This is a genomic window from Dyella sp. EPa41 (assembly GCF_016586165.1).
Taxonomy (GTDB): Bacteria; Pseudomonadota; Gammaproteobacteria; order Xanthomonadales; family Rhodanobacteraceae; genus Dyella.
Genome location: NZ_BCPR01000043.1, coordinates 1 through 25,880, shown reverse-complemented (window position 1 = coordinate 25,880; position 25,880 = coordinate 1). Strand labels below are relative to the sequence as shown.

Annotated in this window: 19 protein-coding genes, 1 tRNA gene and 1 pseudogene; 9 read left to right on the top strand and 12 right to left on the bottom strand. The window is 65.2% G+C overall.

Annotation, left to right across the window (positions count from 1 at the left end; all coding sequences use genetic code 11):
• Window positions 1-9: 9 nt before the first annotated feature.
• Window positions 10-231, bottom strand: a complete 222-nt coding sequence (locus JMF82_RS14100) for a hypothetical protein (RefSeq protein ID WP_201315199.1) — start codon at window positions 229-231, stop codon at window positions 10-12.
• 293 nt (window positions 232-524) lie between these two features.
• On the opposite strand from JMF82_RS14100, the pseudogene JMF82_RS14095 reads away from it, so the two are divergent.
• Window positions 525-913: pseudogene (locus JMF82_RS14095) on the top strand (transposase); the annotation flags it as partial.
• A gap of 110 nt (window positions 914-1,023) precedes the next feature.
• Here JMF82_RS14095 and JMF82_RS14090 read toward each other — a convergent pair.
• On the bottom strand, window positions 1,024-2,328 hold the full coding sequence (locus JMF82_RS14090) for a helix-turn-helix domain-containing protein (protein WP_201315197.1): 1,305 nt from the start codon (window positions 2,326-2,328) through the stop codon (window positions 1,024-1,026).
• Between the two features lie 348 nt (window positions 2,329-2,676).
• On the opposite strand from JMF82_RS14090, the gene JMF82_RS14085 reads away from it, so the two are divergent.
• Window positions 2,677-3,522 (top strand): hypothetical protein, encoded by an 846-nt coding sequence (locus JMF82_RS14085; protein ID WP_201315196.1) that lies wholly within the window; start codon window positions 2,677-2,679, stop codon window positions 3,520-3,522.
• Between the two features lie 663 nt (window positions 3,523-4,185).
• Here JMF82_RS14085 and JMF82_RS14080 read toward each other — a convergent pair.
• From JMF82_RS14080 to JMF82_RS14065, 4 genes are all read right to left on the bottom strand, one after another.
• A complete protein-coding gene (locus JMF82_RS14080) occupies window positions 4,186-4,425 on the bottom strand; it encodes an antitoxin VbhA family protein (RefSeq protein WP_201315195.1) in 240 nt (79 codons plus the stop codon).
• A gap of 76 nt (window positions 4,426-4,501) precedes the next feature.
• Window positions 4,502-4,864 carry a hypothetical protein gene (locus JMF82_RS14075; RefSeq protein ID WP_201315194.1) on the bottom strand — a complete coding sequence of 121 codons (363 nt, stop codon included), beginning with the start codon at window positions 4,862-4,864 and terminating at the stop codon, window positions 4,502-4,504.
• Between the two features lie 113 nt (window positions 4,865-4,977).
• Complete coding sequence (locus JMF82_RS14070; protein WP_201315193.1) at window positions 4,978-6,021, bottom strand: site-specific integrase; 1,044 nt, start codon at window positions 6,019-6,021, stop codon at window positions 4,978-4,980.
• Between the two features lie 87 nt (window positions 6,022-6,108).
• Window positions 6,109-6,184 (bottom strand) — tRNA-Ile (locus tag JMF82_RS14065).
• Window positions 6,185-6,353: 169 nt separating this feature from the next.
• On the opposite strand from JMF82_RS14065, the gene JMF82_RS14060 reads away from it, so the two are divergent.
• Window positions 6,354-6,725 carry a nuclear transport factor 2 family protein gene (locus tag JMF82_RS14060; protein WP_201315192.1) on the top strand — a complete coding sequence of 124 codons (372 nt, stop codon included), beginning with the start codon at window positions 6,354-6,356 and terminating at the stop codon, window positions 6,723-6,725.
• Between the two features lie 106 nt (window positions 6,726-6,831).
• On the opposite strand, the gene JMF82_RS14055 is transcribed toward JMF82_RS14060, so the two are convergent.
• Window positions 6,832-11,364: a DEAD/DEAH box helicase gene (locus tag JMF82_RS14055; protein WP_201315191.1), complete on the bottom strand. Its 4,533-nt coding sequence runs from the start codon at window positions 11,362-11,364 to the stop codon at window positions 6,832-6,834.
• Between the two features lie 201 nt (window positions 11,365-11,565).
• Here JMF82_RS14055 and JMF82_RS22035 point away from each other — a divergent pair, with 201 nt between their 5' ends.
• The 3 genes from JMF82_RS22035 to JMF82_RS14045 all read left to right on the top strand — a co-directional run bounded on the left by JMF82_RS22035 (window position 11,566) and on the right by JMF82_RS14045 (window position 14,803).
• On the top strand, window positions 11,566-12,087 hold the full coding sequence (locus tag JMF82_RS22035) for a Plug domain-containing protein (protein ID WP_236585480.1): 522 nt from the start codon (window positions 11,566-11,568) through the stop codon (window positions 12,085-12,087).
• Entirely contained in the window at window positions 12,084-13,829 is a 1,746-nt protein-coding gene (locus JMF82_RS14050; protein ID WP_236585479.1) for a TonB-dependent receptor, read from the top strand. Before JMF82_RS22035 ends, JMF82_RS14050 begins: the two co-directional genes overlap by 4 nt.
• A gap of 125 nt (window positions 13,830-13,954) precedes the next feature.
• Entirely contained in the window at window positions 13,955-14,803 is an 849-nt protein-coding gene (locus JMF82_RS14045) for an alpha/beta hydrolase (RefSeq protein WP_236585478.1), read from the top strand.
• A 905-nt stretch (window positions 14,804-15,708) separates the two neighbouring features.
• Here JMF82_RS14045 and JMF82_RS14040 read toward each other — a convergent pair.
• A complete protein-coding gene (locus JMF82_RS14040) occupies window positions 15,709-16,611 on the bottom strand; it encodes a cation transporter (RefSeq protein ID WP_201315190.1) in 903 nt (300 codons plus the stop codon).
• Between the two features lie 214 nt (window positions 16,612-16,825).
• Here JMF82_RS14040 and JMF82_RS14035 point away from each other — a divergent pair, with 214 nt between their 5' ends.
• From JMF82_RS14035 to JMF82_RS14025, 3 genes are read left to right on the top strand one after another with little or no spacing between them, the layout of a single operon-like run.
• Window positions 16,826-17,539: a gluconate 2-dehydrogenase subunit 3 family protein gene (locus JMF82_RS14035; protein ID WP_201315189.1), complete on the top strand. Its 714-nt coding sequence runs from the start codon at window positions 16,826-16,828 to the stop codon at window positions 17,537-17,539.
• Window positions 17,536-19,311 carry a GMC family oxidoreductase gene (locus tag JMF82_RS14030; RefSeq protein WP_201315188.1) on the top strand — a complete coding sequence of 592 codons (1,776 nt, stop codon included), beginning with the start codon at window positions 17,536-17,538 and terminating at the stop codon, window positions 19,309-19,311. The genes JMF82_RS14035 and JMF82_RS14030 overlap by 4 nt, the downstream gene beginning before the upstream one ends.
• Window positions 19,308-20,705, top strand: a complete 1,398-nt coding sequence (locus tag JMF82_RS14025; RefSeq protein ID WP_201315187.1) for a cytochrome c — start codon at window positions 19,308-19,310, stop codon at window positions 20,703-20,705. The genes JMF82_RS14030 and JMF82_RS14025 overlap by 4 nt, the downstream gene beginning before the upstream one ends.
• Before the next feature lie 13 nt (window positions 20,706-20,718).
• On the opposite strand, the gene JMF82_RS14020 is transcribed toward JMF82_RS14025, so the two are convergent.
• Genes JMF82_RS14020 through JMF82_RS14005 form a run of 4 tightly spaced genes read right to left on the bottom strand, consistent with a single transcriptional unit; the run spans window position 20,719 to window position 25,544 of the window.
• Window positions 20,719-22,245: an efflux transporter outer membrane subunit gene (locus JMF82_RS14020; RefSeq protein WP_236585477.1), complete on the bottom strand. Its 1,527-nt coding sequence runs from the start codon at window positions 22,243-22,245 to the stop codon at window positions 20,719-20,721.
• Window positions 22,246-22,300: 55 nt separating this feature from the next.
• Window positions 22,301-23,899, bottom strand: coding sequence for a DHA2 family efflux MFS transporter permease subunit (locus JMF82_RS14015; RefSeq protein ID WP_201315186.1), 1,599 nt, complete (start codon window positions 23,897-23,899; stop codon window positions 22,301-22,303).
• Window positions 23,896-25,002 carry an HlyD family secretion protein gene (locus tag JMF82_RS14010; RefSeq protein WP_201315185.1) on the bottom strand — a complete coding sequence of 369 codons (1,107 nt, stop codon included), beginning with the start codon at window positions 25,000-25,002 and terminating at the stop codon, window positions 23,896-23,898. Before JMF82_RS14010 ends, JMF82_RS14015 begins: the two co-directional genes overlap by 4 nt.
• Before the next feature lie 35 nt (window positions 25,003-25,037).
• Window positions 25,038-25,544, bottom strand: coding sequence for a helix-turn-helix domain-containing protein (locus JMF82_RS14005; protein ID WP_201315184.1), 507 nt, complete (start codon window positions 25,542-25,544; stop codon window positions 25,038-25,040).
• Between the last annotated feature and the right edge of the window lie 336 nt (window positions 25,545-25,880).

Below are 25,880 nucleotides of genomic sequence, written 5' to 3'. Positions count from 1 at the left end.
AGAGGATGACTAGGCTGCCGGATAGGGCATGCGGTGACGAGTGCAGATCCAATCGATCATCCCCCGCACCCAATCCTCGTCCTCACGACTGGATTGCGCCAGGACATCAGAAAAGACCCCGTCGGTAGATTCAAAAAACTCCTTGTCCTTGGGGTATTTAGTACGCAACACAGATACCGTTACATCCACCCGGCTTAGCAAGCCGCGTAAATCTTGGCGTGACTTAGACATGGTTCTGCTCCTGCTGTTAAGGCAGAGATGGTTCGAGAGGTGTCTGCTAGATGGTGATTGGGGCAGCAAGGAGGATGATTCCACGCTCCCTGAGATCACTTTGCGCGTGCCGCTGTTAGTCCCATGTAACGAGACAGGGAAGGGCTTCGGTCTGCTTGGCAGGAGCGGGGCTCGGGGTTGGAGTTGCCTTCGTCTGCCAGAGATCGCCGATCTCTGCTTGAGTGCTACCCGGCTACTGGTACACCCCCGATTCCGTAGACACCTGATAGTGTCTATTGAGGATCGGAGGATCTATGACCAGCAAGCGTTTCACCGACGAGTTCAAGGCCGAGGCGGTCAAGCAAGTCAGCGAGCGTGGGTATCCCGTGGCCGAAGTGTCCGAGCGGCTGGGTGTGTCCGTTCACAGCCTTTATGCATGGCTTCGTGAGCGCGGCGTCAGCCGCGATGCGCGCAAGGCCCAGAAGGACGTTGATCTGGTGCAGGAGAACGCTCGACTTCGCGCCGAGCTGCGTCGCGCCGAAGAGGAGCGCGACATTTTAAAAATGGCCGCCGCGTACTTTGCCAAGGAGTAAGGGCGAAGTACGCCTTCATGCAGGCCCATAGCCAGCGGTTTCGCGTCGTCACGATGTGTCGTGTGCTCAAGGTCAAGCGCAGCGGTTACTACGCATGGTTGAAGCAACCGCTTGAGTTGCCGTTTGCGGCCAGATCCGGTCGATGGCTCGCTACGATCTAGGTGTCTCCGAGTTGATCACCTGTGATCAGTTCAAGTGATCAGCTCCAACAGTGTCTGCACTAGGCGCCACCACGTCGCTTCAGCGAGGTGCGCACCGTGTGCTTCAGATGTCCTACCTCGCCCGCAATTTCGGCGACACCTTTTCCTTTTCGGTGAAGGGAAAAGATCAACTCCAATGTGGTGTCTTTGACCCACGGTTCGCCAGTTGTTGGGCTGACATGCGTTTCGCGGCCCCTTGCTTCTACGACAAGGCGAAGGCTTTTCAGCGCCTTCGATACTGCTTGCCGACTGACTCCAAGTTCCCTGGCGATGACTGCTTGCGACAGCCCCTTCTTCCACAGGGCGAAGATCCGCTCTTTCAGTGAACTGTGTTGAGACTTCGTGGATCGGATACGTACGAGCCCAGAGTGCACTGTGTCGTAGGCTGTCTTCCGCGTCTCCTGCTCATCCGCGCCGCGGGGAGCGGGAAATCGCAACCAGAGTTCCGACTCGACCATGCTCGTCATTGAAGCGAGCTCTCTCTGGAATGCTTTCTTGTAATAAAGATCCGCGCGGTATCGAGATCCCGGATCACTTGGGTTGTGTTCGGCGCAGAAGCGATCACTGATCCGGGCAACGCGGGCTGGCACGGGCCATGGCCAGCCCAGTTCCTTCAGTGCTTTTGTCCGGGCAGACACTCTCCAGCAAAGCTCGCAGAAGGCCTCTGATGGTCTTCGCTGCTTTTCGTCAGCCACCGCGCCGAAGTCAATGTCGAGCCCTCGTAGAGGCCGCCGGCGGCGCACGAAATCCAGGATGCTTCGCATCGTATCCAGCGAACCCACAATGCGCCTGGAGACGCTGTTCGTGACTTCGCCTGCTCGTGTCTTTTTGTCGATGCCTCGGATGACTTGTCGGACATTCTCATTCCAGACGGCCAGCCGCGCGATGCGCCAGTCGACTTCCGCAATCCAGTTGGGCCGGGTTGCTTCCTTCAACACAGATCTTCCGTCGGGAAGCACGCCCACCGGGCGGACTGGAGACCCAAGTTCCGACAAGTCCGTGGCAATAAACGACTTCACCGGCCTTTTGCCGAGTGGGATCCAAGGATGATTGATTGTGCCTTCCACCAGTACGTCTGAAAAAAGGTCTGGCAGGAGTCTCCGCAGGTCGGGCCAACTACTGATCAATTTCAGGATGCGCCCGAATGGTTCATCGAGATGACGTCGAAAGAGACCGCGGATTGAATATCGCCTCGAGGTCAGGCTGTGGGAAGGCGTGAGCGACGCGCGGAAGCCTTTGACGGCGAGTGCGAGTTCGGGATCACATCCCTTGAAGGGCCGGAGCAGTCGGACATCCATGTCGAACTTCTCCGCACGCGTGATCATCCGAGTGTCAACTTCTTTGTTCCGAAAATGGTCCTATCCTAGGCGTTCTTATCCGTAGCCTGCAATCACTCCTCCACATGGATTGATAGCAATGACAACCGAAGAGCTACTTATCAGTATCCACGGCCCATGCATGACACTTGCAGCGGTGGCGAAGGTACTCTGTCGAAGCGAAGCTGGGCTGAGAGTGTCCCTTGGCAGGGCCTCAGAGTTTTCCCGAAGGCTGCGTCTCGCGCGTGTTCGCTATGGGCGGAGGGTCCTGTTTAGGACAATCGATGTGGCCCGCCTTCTCAGCGAGCGGTTTGACGAGCAAGGTCACGGCGCTGAGCGGCTCACTGGATAAGTGCCATGAGTGACATCGTCGTTCTGCGACGGCGCCACAAGCGCCACTTCACCACACTAGACAACGACCTTATCCGAGATTCCCGTCTGAGCTGGAAGGCAACAGGTTTGCTTGTCTACCTCCTGTCCCTCTCGGAGACCTACAAGCTGCACATATCTAGGCTATCCAAGCAGAAGCTCGACGGCCGTGACTCCACGATGTCCGCCATCCATGAGCTGCAGCGTGCAGGCTATGTGACCATCGAGCAGTCCAGAGGGTGTGAAGGAAGGTATGGGACCACCGTATGGACCATTGATGACAGCGCCTGCAGCAGGGCCGGTAGCTCGGACTTTCCACCGTCAACGGAAAACCCGTTTACGGCCGAACCCCGCACGGTTGAGCCGGAACCGGAGACTCCGAGCCTAAGAAATACCAATACAGAAAGAACTTCTCAAAGGACTACTAGTAGTACGGATGCAAGCAATTTGGACGTGGAGATCGCTTATCCCCGGTCGCTGACAAATGACGAGCGCGATGCAGTCTGGAGTGTGGTCCATGACCTGCATCCCCGCGACGCTCAGGCGGTTGTGGATGAGCTGGCTGGAGCGATGGCCATTCCCGGTCGAATTGCGGGATCCCCGATCGAATACGCCAACGGCATCGCTAGGAAGGCCCGGGCTGGCGAATTTGTTCCACGCCTTGCAGTTCGCGTGGCCAGAGACCGGGCAGCTGCCGCAGAGAGGGAGGCTGCAAAGCGGAATGACCAACACAAGCGCGGTGAGCAAAGGGCGCCAACCGAGCAGACCCGGGAGCTCCTGAAGAAGACCGCCGCCCTACTTCACATCTCTGCCCCCGGTATCACGGCGGACTAGGGACTGAGCAACGAGATGACCGAGTGGGACTTACCGCATGTGGGAGGGCGTTCGGGGAGGCTGGCGGCACCCAGCACTCGCATAGTGGAACATAAAGGAATGCATGACACTTCGCCCAGATTCCCCTGTCAAATGGCGTTCTGAAGCCATTTGAAATGTCGTACAGCTAACGATATGTGTACGACAATTTGTACGACAGCTTTGAGGCCTCATCGACAGCTCGAGCCGTTTGGCTCCTGCACGAATTTTCCGGACTCCGGAAAAAGTCCTGCGCTTCGCTTCGCCTCGCGTGAAATTTTCGGGCTCCGAAGAAGTCCCGCGCTTCGGTTCACCCCACGCGAAATTTGCGGACTTCGCAAAAAAGTCCCCGCCTCGGTTCGCCCAATGCGAAATTTTCGGACTCCGAAAAAGTCCCGCGCTTCGGTGCGCGCCCGCTCAAAATTGCGAATCACGCCCCAGTACGTCAGCGCGGCGCACAGAGCCAATAGTGGAACATAAAGGGCGTGCCACGTTTCGCGTATATCTGCCCGCCAAATAGCGTCACGAAGCCATTCGCGCTGTGCCACGGAAATGTCTGTGCGTAGCACAGTCTGTGCTACGGCCGAGGAGTGGATGGCGAGCGATCCCTGCGGCGAAATTTGCAGACTCCGCAAAAAAGGCTGCTCAGCGGCCCGCATCCTCTCGTTTCAAGGATGGCGCCGCCACTCCAGGCTTTCCGCCGCTTTCGTGTCGCGGATCGACAAGTTCCTGCAGGGTGATTTCGCCCTCGATGTAACGGCGAGCACGTTCTTCGGTCGCCTCGTCGGGCTTGAAGCCGGAGAGGCCTACATTGGCGCGTGCGCCGTCGACATGCCTCTGCCGGAGGGCGCGCTCTTCCAGAGTGATGGCGGGGAACTTGGCCATTGGAGTCTCCTATACCAAAGGCAGGGAAGTGCGCTGGGGTTGAGATAGCCGCGACGACACGGTCCTTGTCCGTCCGCTAGTCGACATTGGCCGGCGACTTGGAGTGAATGAAGAAGTCCACGCGGATGGCGCCACAGGCCACCTCGACGCCATTGTCGTTCTGGTCCATTACCCCAGCGTCGACGAGCGCCTGGATGTCGTCCTGGACGACATGGGTGCCGCGCCTGACCATTCTGGCAATCTGGCCGATGCTAAGCGCTCCCCTGCCTGCCATCGACTCAAGTATCCGGACGCGGTTTTCCGTGAGGAGCCTTGCCAGGTCGGCTGCCTCCTCGAAGACCACGTAGTCACCCTGCTTCTCGCCCTTGGCGGCGGAAATGAAGCGTGTTCGTGATGCATCACGAGATGACACGGTCAGGGTCACGACACGATCGATCACGGCGAATCCCTCATTGCTTCACGGCATCTGTCAGGGCGAGTCGAGCGTTCGGCGATATGTGACTCAGGGTTCCGGGCTCCAGAGGAGGGTGCCAAAGCGGACGACTGCGAGAGCTACCTCTTGCGCAGATCATCAAGGCGGCTCACGAGGTCTTCGGCCCTCAGGTGCGTATAGCGCCTGAGCATCTGCATCGACTTGTGCCCGCTGATGGCGGCCACCTCCTGGTCGCTGAGGCCCCCTTCCACGAGTCGGCTCACTGCTTCGTGGCGTAGATCGTGGAATCTCAGGTCACCGAGGCCCAGCTGAACCTTTATGCCCAGCCATGCCTTGTTGAAGTTGTACGGTCTCCGTCTGCCGTCTCTTCCCGGCTCACCAAAAAATACGAGATCGCAGTCATCCGGTCTCACCGGATTCGCCAGTGCCGCTGCGAGGACGTCCTTGGCTTTCTGGGTGAGCGGAACGGTGCGCGCGTTGTCGTTCTTGGTTTTGCTGAGGCGGACAATGCGGCGCGTGATGTCGATCTGGCGCATGGTCAGGCCGGTGATCTCGGACGATCGCATGCCTGTCTCGATGGCTAGCTCGAAGATCCATCGGAGCATCGGGTTGGAGTACGCCGACACGGCGGAGCGCAGCCGCTTCTCTTCGCTGCTGGAGAGTCTGCGGTCACGCCCTTCTCCCGCACTTGGCTTCCTGACGCTGGCCACGGGATTCTGGACGAGGCCGATCCTCCACTCGCGGATCACCGTGTTGAAGAGGTGGCTGGCCAGCGCCAGTTCGAGCCTGACCGTGTTGGGCTTCTTTCCCGCCGCAATGCGGTGGTCACGGTACTTGGCCACGAGTTCGGGACTGACCGCAGCGAGGGAGTACTTGCCGAAGAAGGTGCGGAGAGGCACCGCCTTGAGCCGTTCGGCGCGCTGCGTCGATTCCTTCTTGGTTGGCGTAACTTCGGCGAGATAGCGATCGAGCGCCGCTCCAAAATTCGTCCGTTCCGAGGGGCCGCGCTCGATGAAGACGCCGCGGACCATCTCGTCCTCGACGCGGCGCGACCAGTCCTCGGCATCGCGCTTCGTGCGGAAAGTCTTCGCCGCCGTGGGCCATCCCTGCTTACGGATGACTGCCTTCCACGTCCCAGAGGGGGTCTTTACGAGGGTTGCCATGAAGCTGCCGCATCCCAGCGATGTACCGAAACTGTACCACAAGGCAAGGGACTTGCAGGCGATTTGGCCTTAAATCCTTGTGGCATATGGTGGGCCCACCAGGACTCGAACCTGGAACCAAGGGATTATGAGTCCCCTGCTCTAACCGTTGAGCTATAGGCCCATGCCTGCCGGCGTTGCGCCGGCGTGGGGCGGTCATGGTAGCGGGAGCGGGGGTGGGCGTCGACCTGGCGGGCGCGGCCGCCGGAGTGGATTTCGGCTTGGCGGCGCGGGTGACGTAGACTTTCCGCCGACGCGCCGGGTGATGGCGCTTTGTGGATAAAGGATGCGTCATGCGCGAGCTGATCGAGCGGTACCTGGCTGCCTATAACCGCATGGACGTCGACGGCATGCTGGCGACGATGCATCGCGAAGTGGTGTTCGAGAACTACACGGCGGGCGTGATGAGCGTGCGCACGCAGGGTGCCGACGAGTTGCGGCACCTGGCCGAGAGTTCGAGCTACCTGTTTTCGGCGCGGCGGCAGTTGATCCTGACTTATGAGGAGCGGGATGGAACGGCGACGGCGCACATTCTCTTTGACGGGACGTTTGCGGTGGACCTGCCCAACGGGGTGCGGGCCGGGCAGTCGATTACCTTGAACGGGCGCAGCGAGTTTCGGGCGCGGGATGGGTTGCTGGTTTATATCGGGGATTACAGCGAGTGAGGTTTTTGGCCTGTTTTCAAGGCCAAACTTGCGGTTCGCGATAACCGATGACCAGGGCGCTGGGCCCCTGCCTGCGCAGGGGCGACGAGCTTGGGGCGATTTCTTTTTACGGGCCGAGGCCGGCGGCGTGGGTGTCGGCGGTGAGGTGCTGCGTGTCTGCCCGCCGCAACAGCGCGTTGCGCCAGTGCTGCTGCTGGGCACTGGTGGATTCGACCAGCCATTGCGGTTTGCTGGCGACCCAGGCGGCAACGGGTACGCCGTCTTCGTAGAGCACGCGGGTGCCGGCGACGGCGGGGAGTTTGTTGCCGGCCAGCACGGTGCCCACGAGGTTGAGCGGGTCCGAACCGCTTACCAGCACGAGCTCGCCTTGCGGCTCTTGCTGGCGTATGGCGCGCAGGCGACCGATGGCTTCGGGCAGGGCGAACTGCTCGCCGACCAGGCCTTCCACGAAACGGCCGCCGCGGATTTCGCCGCGGGCTTCCAGGCGGTGGTAGACGCGCAATAGTTCGCGCCAGCTGGGAAGCCAGGGGGCTTCGCGTTCGAGCAGCTTCCAGAAGACGACGCCGTAGCGGCGCAGGAGGGTGCGGGCGATGTGGTCCAGGGTGTCGGGGTCTTTGGCTGTTGCACTGGGTGCACCAGGGGAAGCTTTCTCGAGCACCCGCCCCTCATCTGCCCTGCCGGGCATCTTCTCCCCGGAGGGGAGAAGAATTGGTTTTGGCGAGCGCACCAGCGACCATCGGCCGGCGTCTTCGACGCCGGTGAGCATGTGCCTGCGGAGGCGGCGGTGGCGATGGGCGTCGCGTTTGGCGGCGGGCACCAGCAGGGCGCGCAGGCCGGCGAAGCTGTCGGCGGTGATGCGGCCGGCAGCGACGAGTTCGCCCAGGGCGTCTTCCAGTTCGGTGCGCAGCAAATGCGTGGCGTGCATCAGTTCGTCGAAGAACAACGCGCCTTCGTCACGCAGGGTGTCGAGCACGGCCTGGGCGCGGGAGGACACCGGCACGTCCTGCACTTCGCCCGCGTTCGCGGCGGTGCCGGCCCACGCGGGCACGCTGCGGCGAGGCAGCAGCACGATGGGCGTGGCGCGCACCGGGCCGCCGCCACCGCCGTTGCCGCTGCGCAGGCGGCTCCAGCTTATGCGGCCGGTGCGGCACAGGTCGTCCAGCCAGGTGATGGAGTAGTCGTTGATGCGCGCGGGCAGCACTTCGGTTTCCCACGCCCCGGCCGCGGCCTCGAAGCCTTCGAGCTGGGTGAGCACGGCAGGCAGCGCATCGGGGCCGCTGAGGCGCGCACCGGGCGCCACGTGCTGCCACTCGAACAGGAAGCGCATGAGGTCGCGCCGGCTGACCGGTTCGATCTCGCGGCGCAGGCGGCCGATGGTGTAGCGGTGGATGCGCGCGAGCAGATGGCGCTCGCACCATTCGAGGTCCTGCGTGCCGGGCGTGAAGTGGCCCTGCATCACATAGCCCTCCGACTGCAGGCGCAGCAGGGTGAGGTCGATGTCGGACGCGGGCACCTGCAGCGTGGCGGCGAGCTGGGGCACGGTGACGGGACCCAGGCCGGTGAGGCGGCCGCGGACGAGTTCGAGCAGGGCGTCTTCGCGGGACCAGGGTTGCGCGGCGTATTCCGCAGGCACGGTGATGGCGGGGTGCAGGGTGGCGTCCGGGTGGACGGATTGCCATTGGGGGAGTTTTTCGGCGGTGGTCCAGATGGTGGACTGGGGCGAGGTTGGCCCCTCACCCCGGCCCTCTCCTCGCTCCTCAAAGCCGCGGCCATCCATGGCCGCTCCCCGCGTACCCCGGAGGGGAGAGGGAGTCAGGCGCGTCGCCCTGTGGTTTTTCGCGAGGTGGTTTAGCCAGTCGTTCCAGTGGTGGATGTCGACTTCTTGTTGGGTGATACCGCCGAGGATGCCCAGGGCTTCGTGCATTTCGTCGGCGCTGCGCACTTGCGGCCACGCTTCTTCGCGGACGGAGGCGATGGCGTCTTCGTCGAGGCGGCCGAGATCGTCGGCGCTGTCGGCGTCGGTCCAGCGGCGCGATTGCACGGCCTGGGTGCGGCGTTCTTCCAGCGGGGCGTCGTCGAGGTAGGCGTACGGCGCGGCATTGAGCACTTCGCCGGCGAGCGGGCTGGGCGCGGCGAGGTCGCGGGCGACGACACGGATGGAGCCTTCTTCCAGACCGCGCAGGATGTGCAGCAGGCCGTCGACATCCATCGCCTCGCGCAGGCAATCGTGCAGGGTCTGGTTGACCAGCGGGTGATCGGGGATCTGGCGCTCGCCCACGATGTTTTCCAGGCACGCCACCTGGTCGGGGAACACGGTGGCGAGCAGGTCTTCGCTCTTCATGCGTTGCAGTTGCGGCGGCACCTTGCGACCGCCCTGGAAGCGCGGCAGCGCGAGCGCGGTGGTGGCGTTCCAGCGCCAGCGCACGGGGAACAGCGGCGCGTCGAGCAGCGCCTGCACCAGCACGTGCTCGGCAGTGTTGGAGTGCAGGTAGCGCGCCACTTCTTCCAACGGGAAGCTGTGGCTGGTGGAGAGCGACAGCACGATGGCGTCTTCGGTGGCGGCGGCCTGCAGCTCGAAGTTGAACTGGCGACAGAAGCGCTTGCGCAGCGCGAGGCCCCATGCACGGTTGATGCGGCTGCCCCACGGCGTGTGGATGATGAGCTGGGTGCCGCCGGATTCGTCGAAGAAACGCTCGAACACGATGGTGTCCTGCGTGGGCAGCACGCCCAGCGAGGCCTTGGCGCCGGCCATGTAGTCGGCCAGCTGCTGCGCGGCCGCCTCGTTGAGGCCCAGCGTGTGCATCAGCCAGTGCGTGACGGCGGGCACGCCGCCTTCGTCCAGCCGCGTGGCGATCTCTTCGCGCAGGCGCGAAACGCCGTGCGACAACTCGTTGGAGCGGCCTGGCGCCTCGCCCAGCCAGAACGGAATGTTCGGCGGCACGCCATGCGCGTCTTCCACGCGCAGGCGATCGCGCTCCACGCGGAGGATGCGGTAGCTGGTGTTGCCCAGCTGGAACACGTCGCCGGCCAGGCTTTCCACGGCGAAGTCTTCGTTGACCGTGCCGATGATGGTGGCCTGCGGTTCGAGCACGACGAGGTAATCGGCGGTATCGGGAATGGCGCCGCCCGAGGTGATCGCGGTGAGTCGCGCATTGCGGCGCGCGCGCAGTTGCTTGTGCACGGCATCGCGATGGATGTACGCGCCGCGTGGGCCGTGGCGCGTGGTGAAGCCATCGGCCAGCATGCGCACGGATTCGTCGAACTGCTCGCGCGTGAGGTGGCGATAGGGATAGGCGCGGCGCAGCGTGTCGTACAGCGCGTCTTCGCTCCATTCCTGGCAGGCCACTTCCGCGACGATCTGCTGCGCGAGCACGTCCAGCGGTTGCGGTGGCTGGATCAAGGTGTCGAGTTCGCCACGGCGCACGCAGTCGAGCAGCGCGGTGCATTCCACCAGGTCGTCGCGCGTGGTCGGGAACAGGCGCGCCTTCGGCGTGCCGCTCACGGCATGGCCGGAGCGGCCCGCGCGTTGCAGGAAGGCCGCGATGGAACGCGGCGAACCCATCTGGCACACGAGGTCCACGTCGCCAATGTCGATGCCCAGCTCCAGCGAAGCGGTGGCGACCAGCACCTTGAGGTCGCCACGCTTGAGGCGCTGCTCGGCATCGAGGCGTTGCTCCTTGGCGAGGCTGCCGTGATGCGCGGCCACCACGTCCTTGCCGAGGCGCTCGGACAGATGCCGCGCCACGCGCTCGGCGAGGCGGCGCGTGTTGACGAACACGAGCGTGGTGCGATGGATTTCGACGAGGTGCGCGAGCTGGTTGTAGACCAGCTCCCAGCAGTCGTTGGACATCACCGATTCGAGCGGCACGGGCGGGACGACAATGGCGAGATCACGCTCGCGCGTGTGGCCGACGTCGATGATGTTGACGACATCTTCCTCTCCCCCGCGTACCCCGGCAGGGAGAGGGAGAACGGCGCGTGAGCCGACGAGGAATTTCGCCACTTCTTCGATGGGTTTTTGCGTCGCCGACAAACCGATGCGCAGCAGGCGCCGCTGGCACAGCGATTCCAGCCGCTCCAACGACAACGCCAGGTGCGCGCCACGCTTGCTCGACGCGAGCGCGTGGATTTCATCCACGATCACCGTGCGCGTGCCCGACAGCATGCGCCGGCCCGATTCGGAGCCGAGCAGGATGTAGAGCGATTCCGGCGTGGTCACCAGGATGTGCGGCGGTTGCTTGCGCATCCCGTTGCGTTCGGCCTGCGGGGTGTCGCCGGTACGTACGGCCGTGCGGATATCCACGTCAGGCAGCCCCATCGCGGCGAGTTGCGCACGGATGCCTTCGAGCGGAGCCTCAAGATTGATGCGGATGTCGTTGGACAGCGCCTTCAGCGGCGACACGTAGACGATGGAAGTGATGTCTTCCAGCGTGCCGCCGTTTTCCACGCCTTCGCGCACCAGCGTATCAATGGCGGCGAGAAAGGCGGTGAGTGTCTTGCCTGAACCTGTCGGCGCGGCCACGAGCGTGTGGCGGCCTGCCCGAATGGACGGCCAGGCGGCTTTTTGCGGTGCCGTGGGCTCGCTGAACGCGCCCTGGAACCAGGCCGCGACGGCGGGATGAAAATCGTGCAGTGGCATGGGCTTAGGCGTGGCCGGCAGGCGGCTCCAGAGTAACCCGAGATGGGGGCGCCGGGGTTGTTTGGCAACGCTCCGGCGAAAAGTTTTACTTTCGTTAACCACCTTCTTTCGATGACAATAGCGTGACGCCGCCGTACGCCTTGGTACGTTCATCGCGGCGCCCTTGTTTGCCGTTGCCTTCCATCATCCGGGGAAATTCCAATGACCGCCGCCAGCCCGACGCGCTTCGCCGTGCTTGCCCTTTCCATTGCCAGTGCTCTTGCCATGGGTGCTGCCTCCTCCGCCCACGCACAGGACGCGACGGCGCAACAGAACGCGCCCGCCAAGAACAGCAAGCCTGTCGAGCTGGCCACCGTGAACGTGACGGCCGAAAAGCGCGTCGAAAACCTGCAGAAGGTGCCGGTGTCGATGAGCGTGCTCACGCCCGAGCAGCTGAACAACTACGGCCAGTCCGGCGACACCGTGCTGCAGCTCGCCGGCCGCGCGCCGAGCGTGTACGCCGAAACTTCGTATGGCCGTGAATTTCCGCGCTTCTACATCCGCGGCCTCGGCAACAGCGACTTCGACCTCAATGCATCGCAGCCGGTGTCGATGGTGTACGACGACATCGTGCAGGAAAACCCGATCCTCAAGGGCTTTCCACTGTTTGACCTGCAGCAGGTGGAAGTGCTGCGCGGCCCGCAAGGCACACAGGGGTCGGCCGCAACTCGCCGGCCGGCGTGATCAAGTTCGATTCGGTGAAGCCGAGCCAGGACACCAGCGGCTATGCGCGCGTGTCGTATGGCACCAAGGGCACGGCGAACGCCGAGGCCGCGCTGGGCGGCTCGCTCGGCGGGCATTGGTCGGGCCGCGTGTCGGCGCTGGCGCAGCATCGCGACGGCTGGATCGACAACGCCTACACCGGCGAGAAGGATGCGCTGGGCGGCTATAACGACCGTGCCATCCGCCTGCAGGCGATGTACGACAACGATGGTTTCAACGCGCTGCTCAACGCGCACGCACGCTGGCTGGACGGCAGCGCGATGGTGAACCGCGCGAACGCGATCCCGCTGGGCAGCGACAGCTTCGCGCCGGGCTTCCAGCGCGACACCGTGTACCAGGACGGCCGCAACCGCCAGCACCTGTTCTCGTGGGGCAGCAATGCGCACCTCACCTGGAACCTGGGCGACTACACCTTCACCTCGATCACCGGTTTCGAGAAGGCCGACACGTACAGCCTGGGCGACGTGGACGGCGGTATCGCCATCCCGCACAACCCGGGCCAGGACAAATACGTCACGCCGTTCCCGTCGGAAACGGCCGATGCGCTGCCGCATGACAACCAGATCACGCAGGAATTCCGCCTCGCCAGCAATCCGCAGGACCAGCTGAACTGGCAGGTGGGCACGTACTACTTCTACGAAGACATCGCGATCGCCAACTACGACTACGCGACGCTCAACAACCATGCGATGGACGGCTATGCGGTGCAGAGCCAGACCACGCGCGCCTGGGCGGGCTTCGGTTCGGTGGACTATCGCCTCACCGACAGCTTCGACGTGCGCGCCGGTGCGCGCTACTCGCACGACTCGCGCGACTTCCACGTGGACCGCATCCTCTCGCCGATCGGCGGCGGCCCGCTGTCGCTGAGCGCCAACCCGCATGACGCGCGCTGGAGCGGCGACCTGACCGGTACGTGGACGCTCAATCCGAACGTGAACGTGTACGGCCGCATCGCCAACGGCTTCCGTGCACCGAGCGTGCAGGGCCGCGTGCTGTTCGCCGACTTCATCTCGCAGGCCAAGCCCGAGACGATCACCTCGTACGAGCTGGGCGTGAAGACCACCGGCATGGACAACCGCCTGCGCTTCAACGCGGACGTCTACAACTACATCATGCACAACGAGCAGCTCACCGCGGTGGGCGGCGACATCAACGTCACGCGCCTGATCAACGCGAAGAAGACCGAAGGCTACGGCGCCGAGTTCGACCTGGAAGCGTACCTCACGCCGAACTTCATCCTCACCGCCGGCGGCAGCTACAACCACACCGAGCTGAAGGACCCGAACCTGGCCGTGGCCGTGTGCGGCTCGGGCTGCACGGTGCTCGACCCGCTCAATGCGCAGGGCAACGCGCTGGTGGACGGCAACCCGCTGCCGAACGCGCCGAAGTGGATCGGCAATCTCACGGCGCGCTACGGCATCCCGTACGGCGAGAGCGGCGAGTTCTTCTTCTACACCGACTGGAGCTACCGCAGCGAGGTGAACTTCTTCCTGTACCAGTCCGAGGAGTTCCGCGGCAAGCCGATGCTCGAGGGTGGCGTGCGCGTGGGCTACAACTGGGATTTCGGCAAGCGCGAAATCGCCCTGTACGGCCGCAACATCACCAACAAGCAGTACATCACCGGTGCGATCGACTTCAACAACCGCACCGCCTTCGTCAACGACCCGCGCATTCTCGGCGTGGAGTTCCGCGCCGACTTCTAAGGGTCGCGCACGACGATGGTCCTGGAAGGGAGCGGCCTGGCCGCTCCCTTCTTTTTTTGGCGCCCCATGCGCCATGGCGTACCGGCTTGTTGCAGAATCCGGGTCTTTCCAGAAGGGGCCACTGCGTGAACCACCCGGGCGACCACCGCAATGACGGGCAGCTCCTCACCATGCCCGACGGCCAGGCGCTGTTCCTGCGGGACTGGCCGCACGCGCGCGCGCATGATGCGGTGCTGATCGTGCACGGGCTGGGCGAGCACAGCGGCCGCTACGAGCGGCTGGCCCAGTGGTTCCACACCCGCGGCTACTCGGTGCGCAGTTACGACCAGCGCGGCCACGGCCACACGCCGGGCACGCGGGGCGCCTTGAGCCACGCCGACGACCTGCTGGAAGACCTGGCCACCGTCTACAACGGCTACGCCGCCGCCCTGCCCCGCCCGCCGCTGCTGCTCGGCCACAGCATGGGTGGCCTGGTCGCCGCGCGCGCCGTGCTGGACCGCCGCGTCCGCCCGCCGGCCCTGGTGCTGTCCTCGCCCGCATTGAGGACCTGGGAGTCGACGTTCATGCAACGCCTGGCCGGCGTGCTGGCGCGCGTCGCCCCCAACCTGCCGCTGCCGAACGGGTTGCCGTTCGACAAGCTTTCCCATGACCCGCAGATCGAACCGGCCTATCGCGGCGACCCGCTGCGCCACGGCTGGATCACGCCGCGGCTGGCCGATTTCATCTTCCGCACCGGCGACACCTGCATCGGCGACGCCACGCGGCTGGCCGTGCCCACCCTGCTGCTGGTGGCTGGTTCGGACAAACTGGTCGACCCCTCCGGCAGCCGCGACTTCTCCGCCGCCGCCTGGGCCGGCAACCACCTCACCACGCGCTACTTCGACGCGCTGTACCACGAGCTGTTCAATGAAGCGGAGCCGGCGAGAAGCCAGGTGTTGAAGCAGCTGGGGGATTGGTTGCAGAAGCGGGCATGAGCTCGCGCCCTCACCCTGTGGGAGCGCACCCTGTGCGCGACGAGCCTGCAGCGAGGTAATGATGAGGTTCTGCGGTCGCCCACTGGGTGGGCTCCTACAACGGGGACATTTTCTCTCCCTGCAGGACGGCACCGGGTACGCCGAGCATCGCTATCGCTGTAGGAGCGCACCCAGTGCGCGACAAGCCTACGGAGTGGTAACGACGAGGCCCTGCGGTCGCCCACAGGGTGGGCTCCTACAACGGGGACATTTTCTCTCCCTGTAGGAGCGGCACTAGGCACGCCGAGCATCGCTATCGCTGTAGGAGCGCACCCAGTGCGCGACAAGCCTACGGAGTGGTAACAACGTGGCCCTGCGGTCGCCCACAGGGTGGGCTCCTACAACGGGGACATTTTCTCTCCCTGTAGGAGCGGCACTAGGCACGCCGAGCATCGCTATCGCTGTAGGAGCGCACCCAGTGCGCGACAAGCCTACGGAGTGGTAACGGCGCGGCCCTGCGGTCGCCCACAGGGTGGGCTCCTACAACGGGGACATTTTCTCTCCCTGCGGGAACGGCGCACCGGGTACGCCGAGCATCGCTATCGCTGTAGGAGCGCACCCAGTGCGCGACAAGCCTACGGAGTGGTAACAACGTGGCCCTGCGGTCGCCCACAGGGTGGGCTCCTACACAACGGGGACATTTTCTCTCCCTGTAGGAGCGGCACCGGGTGCGCCGAGCGTCACTATCGCTGTAGGAGCGCACCCAGTGCGCGAAAAGCCTACAGCGCGGTAACGACGTGGCCCTGCGGTCGCCCACTGGGTGGGCTCCTACAACGGAGACACCGAACAGCCTACGGAGTGGTAACGACGCACCCCCACGGTCGCGCACCGGGTGCGCTCCTATAGGAAAAGGACGGCGATACCCGTTACATCCACTCCCGCTTCCCGGTGAACACGATGGTGAGCCATTCCACCCGGATGTCGCTGCCGAGGCGGTGGGCGATTTCGCTGCGCACTTCGTCGATGGATGCCATCGTGCCCAAGGGACGCGATGGATCGACCAGGATGTGGATGTCGATGAACCGCATGCGGCCCATCTTCGCCACGTAGCTGGTGAAGTCGAGGTAGCCGCGCTCGTGCACCATCGCCTGCATCACGCTGCGCACGCGCTGGTCCAGCGCATCGGGGGCCAGCTGCAGCACTTCGAGCAAGGCCTGCCACAGGCTACCCAACGGCAGCGGCAGCAGCACGACGACGAGCAGCAGCAGGATCGCGGAGTCGATGTAGCGCGTCCAATGGTCGAGCGTGCCACCCTTGATGACGGCCGCCAACGCAAAGCCGATCAGCACGGCGACGCTGATGCAGCCGCCGATCAGCCATCCGCGCGCGTCGAGTTGCACCAGCACCGAGCCCAGCAGCTTCGACTGGCGATGCATCTGGTAAGCCATGCCCATGCTGACCACGCCCATCACCGCCGCCCAGGCGGCGCCGAGGCCGAAGGCGATCTCGTGGCCACCGGTAAGCAGGTCGTGCAGGGCGGTGAAGGCGGCATAGCTGCAGATGGCGGTGAGCACGCTGGCGTTGAACACCACCATCAAGGGCTCGAGGTGCCAGTAGCCGAACTGGAAGCGTCGGCTGCCTTCGCTGGATACCAGCCGTGACACCAGCAGGGAGCCGCCGGTGAGCACCACGTCGACCAGCGAGTAGAAGCCATCGAACGCGATCGCCTGCGAACGCATCAGCAGGCCGACGGCCACGCAGGCGACGCCGACCACGAATGTGACAAGGATCGACAGGCGCAGCTGGCGTTGTTCGCGAGTGGTGTCCATACGAGAGCCAGCCCTTGAGGAGTCAACGGATACGCCCGGTGCACCGCCAGACATCGGCGCGTGCGCCGGCGGCTTCATGGCGAATTATAAGGTGGGGTCCACGGTCACCGGCGCGTGAAAGCCCGGAAGGCATCACCCGCTGCCTTCACGTTTTGCTTCCACGACGCGCGCCAGCATCGCTTGCATTTCCACGCGATCGTGTTGGGGGACTCCTATGCCGGACAAGCCTAGTTCGCCGTCCCGTCGTGACTTCCTGCGGCAGTCGATGGTGGCCATGCCCGCGGTCACCCTGCTCGGCGGTTCGGCCCTTGCACAGTCACAGGCCGGCACCACCACGGCGGCGGCGGCGGCCTATGCGCCGCGCTATTTCAACGCCGCGGAATGGGAGTTCCTGCAGGCCGCCGTGGACCGGCTGATTCCGCCGAACGAGGATGGACCCGGCGCGGTGGAAGCGGGCGTGCCCGAGTTCATCGATCGCCAGATGGAAGACACCTACGGCCACGGCGGCTACTGGTACATGCAGGGTCCGTTCGCACCCGACACGCCGCCCACGCTCGGCTACCAGCTGCGCTTTACGCCGCGCGACATGTATCGCACCGCCATCGCCGCCATCGACGACTGGTGCCAGAAGCAGCACGGCAAGAAGTTCGCCGCGCTGTCGCCGGAGGACCGCGATGGCGTGCTGCACCAGCTGGAAAAGGGCGAGATCAAGCTGGACCAGGTGCCGGCGAATGCGTTCTTCACGCAATTGCTGACCAACACCAAGGAAGGCTATTTCGCCGACCCGATGTACGGCGGCAACAAGCACATGGGCGCGTGGAAGATGATCGGCTTTCCGGGCGCGCGCGCCGACTACGCCGACTGGATCGAACAGCCGGGCAAGGTCTATCCGTTTGGCCCCGTGTCCATCCAGGGAGACAAGGCATGATCCGCATGAAACCGGTCGACGTGGTGATCGTCGGCTTCGGCTGGACCGGCGCGATCATGGGCATGGAACTCACCGAGGCCGGCCTCAACGTGCTCGCCCTGGAGCGAGGTGCCTACCGCGATACCTCGCCCGATTTCACCTATCCGCACAACGCCGACGAACTCGCCTACGGCATCCGCGGCGAGCTGTTCCAGCCGCTGGCGAAAGAGACCATCACCATTCGCCACGCGCTCACCGAAACGGCGGTGCCGTACCGGCAATACGGCTCGTTCCTGCTCGGCAACAACGTGGGCGGCGCGGGCATCCACTGGAACGGCCAGCACTATCGCCCGTCACCGGAAGATCTGGTGTTCGAAAGCCACAACCGGCAGCGCTACGGCGCGAAGTTCATGCCGGAGGACATGCAGATCCAGGACTACGGCGTCACCTACGACGAGCTGGAACCCTTCCTCGAGCAGTTCGAATACCTGTGCGGCACCTCCGGCCGCGCGGGCAACCTCAACGGCGAGATCAGGGAAGGCGGCAACCCGTTCGAGGGACCGCGCAAGCGCGAGTATCCCAACCCGCCGGTGGCCAGCAACTACGGCGCCAGGCTGTTCGCCGACGCGGCGCGCTCTCGCGGCTACAAGCCTTTTCCGCAACCGTCCTCGAACGCTTCGCAGCCCTATACCAACCCGCACGGCGTGCGCCTCGGCCCGTGCAACCTTTGCGGCTACTGCGAACGCTTCGGTTGTTTCATGTATTCCAAGGCGTCGCCGCAGACCACGATCCTGCCGGTGCTGATGCGCAAGCCCAATTTCGCGCTGCGCACGCAGAGCCACGTCATCAAGGTCAACCTCGACAACACGGGCAAGCGCGCCACCGGCGTCACCTATATCGATGCGCAGGGCCAGCAGGTGGAACAGCCGGCCGACCTGGTCATCGTGGCCGCGTTCCAGATGCACAACGTGCGGCTGATGCTGCTCTCGGGCATCGGCACGCCGTATGACCCGAACACGGGCAAGGGCGTGATCGGCAAGAACTACGCGTACCAGATGATGAGCAACGTCACCGTCTTCTACGACAAGGACGTGGCGATCAATCCCTTCATCGGCGCGGGCTCGGGCGGCAACGAGATCATCGACGATTTCAACTCCGACCACTTCGATCACGGGCCGCACGGTTTCGTCGGCGGCGGTTACATCCTGGGTGGACAGACGGGCGGACGCCCCATCCAGCAATTGCTGCTGCCGCCGGGCACGCCGGGCTGGGGCGAGAAGTGGAAACGCGCGGCGAAGGACAGCTACCTGCATACCACCGGCGTGCAGACGCATGGCTCGGTGATGGCGTATCGCGATCGCTATCTCGATCTTGACCCGACCTACAAGGACAGCTTCGGCCTCCCGCTGCTGCGCCTCACCTTCGACTGGCACGACAACGAATACAAGATGACGCGCTTCCTGACCGACCGCGCGCAGGAAATCGCCGATGCGATGAAGCCGAAGCAGACCTCGCAGACCATCCGCAAGGCGGGCGACCACTATGACGTGCGGCAGTACCAGACCACGCACACCACCGGCGGCGTGATCCAGGGCGCGTCACCCGAAACCAGCGCGCTCAACCGCTTCCAGCAGAGCTGGGACGTGCACAACGTGTTCGTCACCGGCGCCTCGGCGTTTCCGCAGAACCTGGGCTACAACCCCACCGGTCTCATCGGCGGCCTCACCTACATGTCGGCGAAAGCCCTGCGTGAGACCTATCTGAAGAACCCCGGCCCGCTGGTGCAGGCATGAACGCCGCGGCCCGGCATCGGCGTGGCGGCGGTGGCATCCTGCGCGCCGTCCTGGTGCTGATCGTGCTGGTGGCGCTGGCATGGGTCGCCACACTGCTGTTCCAGGGCGGCGGTGGCGACGCGTCGGCCACGGCGCCGGCGCCCAACGACGAGTTGATGAAGCAGGGCGAGTACGTGGCGCGCCTGGGCGACTGCGCGGCCTGCCACACGGCGCCCGGCGGCAAGCCGTATGCCGGCGGGCTCGCCATCGCCTCGCCGATCGGCACCATCTACAGCACCAACATCACGCCCGACCCGCAGACCGGCATCGGCAACTACAGCTATGGGCAGTTCGAGCGGGCGGTGCGTCGCGGCATCAACGCGGCGGGCCACACGCTGTATCCGGCGATGCCGTATCCGTCGTATGCCAAGGTGAGCGATGGCGACATCCAGGCGCTGTATGCGTATTTCATGCATCGGGTGGCGCCGGTGGAACAGGCCAACCACCGCGAGGATATTCCCTGGCCGCTGTCGATGCGCTGGCCGCTCACCTATTGGCGCTGGCTGTTCGCGCCGAAAGTCGCCCCCGTGGAAACGGCGGCCACCGGCGACGCCGCGCTCGCCCGCGGCCAGTATCTGGTGGAAGGCCTGGGTCACTGCGGCGCATGCCACACACCGCGTGCCTTCACGCTGCAGGAAAAAGCGCTATCGCCCGGCGACGGCAACGCGTACCTCGGCGGTGGCGTCAACGACAACTGGGTCGCGCCCAGCCTGCGCGGTGAACTGGCCAGCGGGCTGGGCAGCGTCGACCAGGAAGAACTGGTGGCACTGCTGAAGAACGGCCGCTCGGCGCGCAGCGCCATCTTTGGCGGCATGAGCGACGTGGTCCAGCACAGCACGCAGTACATGAGCAACGAGGATCTCGCCGCCATCGCGCATTTCCTCAAGTCGCTTCCTCCGGCCCGCGAGGAGACGGCCATCACCTATGACCAGGCGACGCGCAGCGCGCTGTACGCCGGCACCACCGACAAGCCGGGCGCCCTGCTCTACGTGGACAACTGCGCCACCTGTCATCGCACGGACGGCCACGGCTACGGTGAAGTGTTTCCCTCGCTCGCCGGCAACCCCTCGGTGAATGCGCCCGACCCGACGTCGCTGGCGCGACTGGTGCTGCACGGCGGCACCATGCCCTCCGGTCGCGACGCGCCTGCGCAGTTCAGCATGCCCGCCTTCCGCGATCGCCTGAGCGACCAGCAGATCGCGGACGTGTTGACCTATGTGCGCTCCAGCTGGGGCAACCGGGGTGCCGCCGTCACCGCGTCGAAGGTGTCCGATCTGCGCAAGCTGCCCGCGCATCAGCAGACCCTGATGACCGGTTACGATCCGCGCGCGAGCGCGCAGCCTGCCCAGCCTTGAGGCTCCGTCGGCGTCAGCGTTGCGCCACCGCGTTGGCGCCGCTGGCGCTGCCGGCCCAACCGCCGCCGAGCGCGCGGAACATGGCCACGGCGGCACGCGCATCGTCCGCGTGCACGCGGGCAAGCTGGTCGCGCGAGCTGAGCAACTGGCGATCCTCGTCCAGCACTTCGATCAGGCTGACGGCACCACCCTTGTACGCATCCTGCGCGGCATCGCGCGCCTGCTGGTGTGCAGCCACCTCGTCGGTGAGTTCGCGGTGCTGCGACTCCAGCTCGGCCAGCGAGACGATGGCGTTTTCCACGTCTTCGGTGGCGCGCAGCATCGACTGCCGGTATTGCGCGAGCGCTTCGGCGTTGGCGCCCTTGGCCTGCGCCACCTCGGCATCGACGCGGCCGAAATCGAACAGGCGCCAGTGCAGGCCAAGCAGGGCCTGCGGCTGGAACGCGGCGGAAGAGAACAGCGAGCCGCTGTGCAGGCTTTCGAAACCGAGCAAGGCACCCAGCGATACCTTGGGGTAGTACTCGGCCGTGGCCACGCCGATGCGTGCGTTCGACGCGGCAAGCTTGCGATCGGCGGCGATCACGTCAGGCCGCCGGCTCAACAGCATCTGCGGGCCACCATCCGCGCCGACCGCGGGCACGGTGTAGGTGGCGCCCGGCGCCTGCAATTCCGCCGCGTAAGTGCCGGGCGCCGCCCCCATCAGCACGTCAAGGCGATTGAGTTGTTGCGCGAGCGTGATGCGCAACGGCGGCAACGTGGCCCGCGCCTGCAGCAGCAGCGCCTGGGCCTGGGCGAGTTCACGCGAGGTGGCGAGGCCACCGGCAAGCCGCACCTTCACCAGGTCCACCAGCTGCGCTTCGGTATCGATCTGCTGCTGCGCGAGGTGCAGGCGTTCCTGCGCGCCACGCGCCTGGAAATAGCTGTCGGCCGCTTCGGCGGCGACCATTACGCGCACGCCGTCCTGGTCGGCTTCGGCGGCTTCCGCTTCGGCTTGCGCGGCTTCGGCGCCGCGATGCAGGCCGCCCGCCAGATCCAGCTCCCAACTGGCGCCCACGCCGATGTTTTCCAGCGTCTGCGTGCGCTTGTAGCCCGGCTCGTGGCTGGCCAGTTCACCCAGGGGACTCTTGGTCGACTGGTACTCCCGCGCCACCTGCGCGTCGAGACTGCCTTGCGGCATCAGCTGCGCACCTGCCTCGCGTGCGATGGCGCGCGCCTGGTCGACCCGCGCCATCGCGGCGGCGAGGTCGAGGTTCTGCGTCATCACGCGACCGATGATCAGGCTGAGCTCGGGATCGTCGAAGCCGGTCCACCAGGCATCGAGTGCGGGCGCGGGGCGAGAGACGCCCCGCGCTTCCAGCATCGATTGGCTCGCGTAGCCCGGGTTGGTCTTCACTTCGGGGCGAACGTAATCGGGGCCGACCATGCAGCCGGCGAGCCCCGCGATGGCGGCGACCATGGCCGCCAGGCGAAGGGTGAAGTGACGCGACGTCCGCGACCACGGCGAACGGGCGACCGAAGAAGACGACAGCGTGGTGTTCATGAGGATGTCCTGAGCCAGGGGCTCGGCTAACAAGGGGGATGGGGAACGGTTCGAATCAGTGCGAATCCGCGGACGGACCGGCCGGCGGGGCGACCTTGCGCATCAGCGGCACCAGCGCCGTCGCGACGACGAAGCAGGCCATGATCACGAGGAAGGCATCGGCGTAGGACAGCGTCTGGGCTTCGCGGTAGGTGAGCTGCCACAGCTGGTGCAACGCACTGTTGCCGGCTTCGGTGGTGTTCGAGCCGAGCTCGGCCAGATGAGCGCCGGCCTGCGCCAGCCACCGGTTCATCGGCTCGTTGTCGACATTCAGATGCTCGGCCATGCGATAGAAATGCAGGTTGGTGCGGTCGTTGAGCACGGTGGCGCACACCGCGATGCCGATCGCGCCACCCAGGTTGCGCATCAGGTTGAACAGGCCCGAAGCGAGCTTGAGCCGGGCCGGCGGCAGGCCGCCCAGGGTCAGCGTCACCGTCGGCGGCACCGCGAGTTGCTGCGCCATGCCGCGCAGCGCCTGCGGCAGCAACAGCTCGTTTCCGCTCCAGTCGTGGGTGATGGGCGTGAAGTCCCACATCGACACGGCGAACAACGCCAGGCCCGCCATCATGATCCAGCGCAGGTCGAACCGCGTGGCGAGGAACGAGTACAGCGGGATGGTGAGGATCTGGAACACGCCGGTGGAAAAGATCGCCTCGCCGATTTCCAGCGCGCTGTAGCCGCGTACGCGACCAAGGAACAGCGGCGTGAGGTAGATGGTGGCGAACAGGCCGATGCCGGTGACGAAGGAGAACAGGCACCCGAGCGCGAAGTTGCGGTCGCGCAGCGCGCGAAGGTCCACCACCGGATGATCGTAGGTGAGGCTGCGCAGCACGAAGCCGACGCCGGCGAGCCCGGACAACCATGCCGTGGTGAGGATGGTCTGGTCACTGAACCAGTTCCAGCGCGGCCCTTCTTCCAGCGTGTATTCCAGGCAGCCGAGGAAGATGGCGAGCAACACCATGCCGAGGTAATCGGCGTGGCGCAGCAGCGAGTAGTCGTGCGAATCGATGTTCACCAGCAGCGGCACCGCGATGGCGACGAACATCCCGGGCACCAGGTTGACGTAGAACAGCCAGTGCCATGACGCGTGATCGGTGATCCAGCCGCCCAGCGTCGGCCCCAGCGTGGGCGCCAGCGAGGCGATCGCGCCGATGGTGGCCGCGGCGATCACGCGTTGCTTGTTGTGGAAGAACACGAACGCGGTGGTGAACACCATCGGGATCATCGAGCCGCCGAGGAAGCCTTGCAGCGCGCGGAACACGATCATGCTCTGGATGTCCCAGGCGGCGCCGCACAGCAGGCTGGCGAGGGTGAAGCCCAGCGCGGACGCCGCGAACAGCCAGCGTGTGGAGAACACCTTGGACAGCCAGCCGGACAAGGGAATCACCACGATCTCGGCGATCAGGTAGCTGGTCTGCACCCATGCGGTTTCGTCGGCGCCAGCGGAAAGGCCGCCGCCGATGTCGCGCAGCGAGGCGGAGACGATCTGGATGTCCAGCAATGCGATGAACATGCCCACGCACATGCTGGCGAAGGCGAACACTTTTTGCGTCATGCCCAGCGTCGCCGGATCCACCGGCGCCGCAAAGCGCATGGCCGAAGCCGTGGCGTTCATGGCGTGGCGGCCTCGCGAACGGTACGGGTATCCACTTCCGCCACCACCGACAGGCCCGGGCGCAGCACGCCGAGCGTGTCGTCATGACCGTCGAGGATCACGCGCACCGGCACGCGCTGCACGACCTTGGTGAAATTGCCGGTGGCGTTCTCGGGCGGCAGCACGCTGAACTGCGCGCCGGTCGCCGGTGCCAGGCTGGCGAGATGGCCGTGAAACACGCGCCCGGGCATCACGTCGGCGCGCACGTTCACGGCCTGCCCCGACTGCATGCGGGCGAGCTGGTCTTCCTTGAAGTTGGCATCCACCCACAGGCCATGCGCCGGCACCACCGACAGCAGCTGCGAACCAGCCGCGGCGTAGGCGCCGACGCGGGCGCGACGGTTGCCGATGACGCCATCGAACGGTGCGCGCAATTCGGTATAGCCCTCGTTGAGGCGCGCGATATCGAGCTCGGCCTTGGCCTGCTCCAGTGCGGCGCGGGCCTGCAGCTTCTGCGACTCGATCACGTCGATCTGCCGCTGCGCGGCCATCAGGGCGGCCTGCGCCTTGGTCGAGGCGGCCCTGGCGGTCTTGAAGGTGGCGTCGGCGCGCTGTGCGCTTTCGATGGAGACGGCGGAGCGGCTGGAGAGGTCACGATAGCGCGCCTCGTCCTGCTGCGAGCGCAGGGTTTCCGCGTCCGCGGCGAGCACGCCGGCCTGCGCCTGGTGGATCACTTCCTGCTGCAGGCGCTCGTTGGCATCGAGGTTGGTCAGCAGCGCCTGCTGCGCCGCCACGGCACCTTCGGCCTTGGCGACAGCGGCGCGATAGTCGCGGTCGTCGATCTTCACCAGCAGGTCGCCGGCATGCACGGCCTGGTTGTCGGTCACGGCGAGCTGCGCGATGTAGCCCGACACCTTCGGGCCGACCACCGTGATGTCACCGCCGACGTAGGCGTCGTCGGTGTCTTCGATGAAGCGGCCGACGCTCCACCAGTGCACGCCATAGATCACGGCGGCGACCACCGCCACGCCTGCCAGGGCGCGCACGATCCGCTTTCGCTTGTTGCGTGGCTCGGCGATGGGAATGGCGGGCGCGTCCGCCCGCTCGGCGACAATGCTGTTCATGGGATGGACTCCAGGAAGATGTGGGGATAGGTGAGTCAGTGCCGGTCCGCGGCGAGACGCGCGTTCCTGAATTCGACGTTGGCGCGCGTGCGCTCGTTGGCGACGGCGCCGGCGGTGATGGTGTGGCGACCCCGGGTGATCGGTTCGCCGGTGCGCAGGTCCACCAGTGCCAGTTCCACCGGTTCACTGGTCAACGTGTCGGTCAGCACGATGCTCGGCCCTTCGGGCGCGAAGTGCCGGTTGCCCCAGGCCATCAACGCCAGCAGCACCGGCCGGAAGTCGCGGCCTTGGTCGGTGAGCACGTACTCGTGGCGCGCCGGACGCGTGCTGTACGCGCGGCGCTCCAGCAATCCGGCCGCCACCAGTTTCGTCAGGCGATGGCTGAGGATGTTCGGCGCGATGCCCAGGCTTTGCACGAAATCGTCGAAGCGGCGGATGCCGTAGAAGGCATCGCGCAGGATCAACATGCTCCATCCATCGCCGACCCGCTCCAGGCTGCGTGCCACAGGGCATTGCATGCCTTCCAGGCTCTTGCGGTTCATGAAGGGGAGCCTCGCTCCGTCTTTAGATGATGATCATCATATAAATACCGACTTGCAGAATGCAAGCGACTTTTTGTGACGATGGCGTCAACGGCTTTTTGCCCGGCCAGGCACCGCGCCGGCAACCGCCGGAAGCCGGGCGGTTGCCGAAGGGGAGAAAGCGAGTGGAGGCCTAGCTGGCCGCAACCAGCGCCAGCGCGGCCTTGCGCCCCGCGGCGAGGATGTCATCCGAGGCGTCGGCATCGGCCACGGCTCGCGCCATCGCCAGCGTGCCGACCAAGGTGGAGAACAGCGCCATCGCCGTCGCGCGCCGCTGCTTGGGCTTGAGCGTCTTGG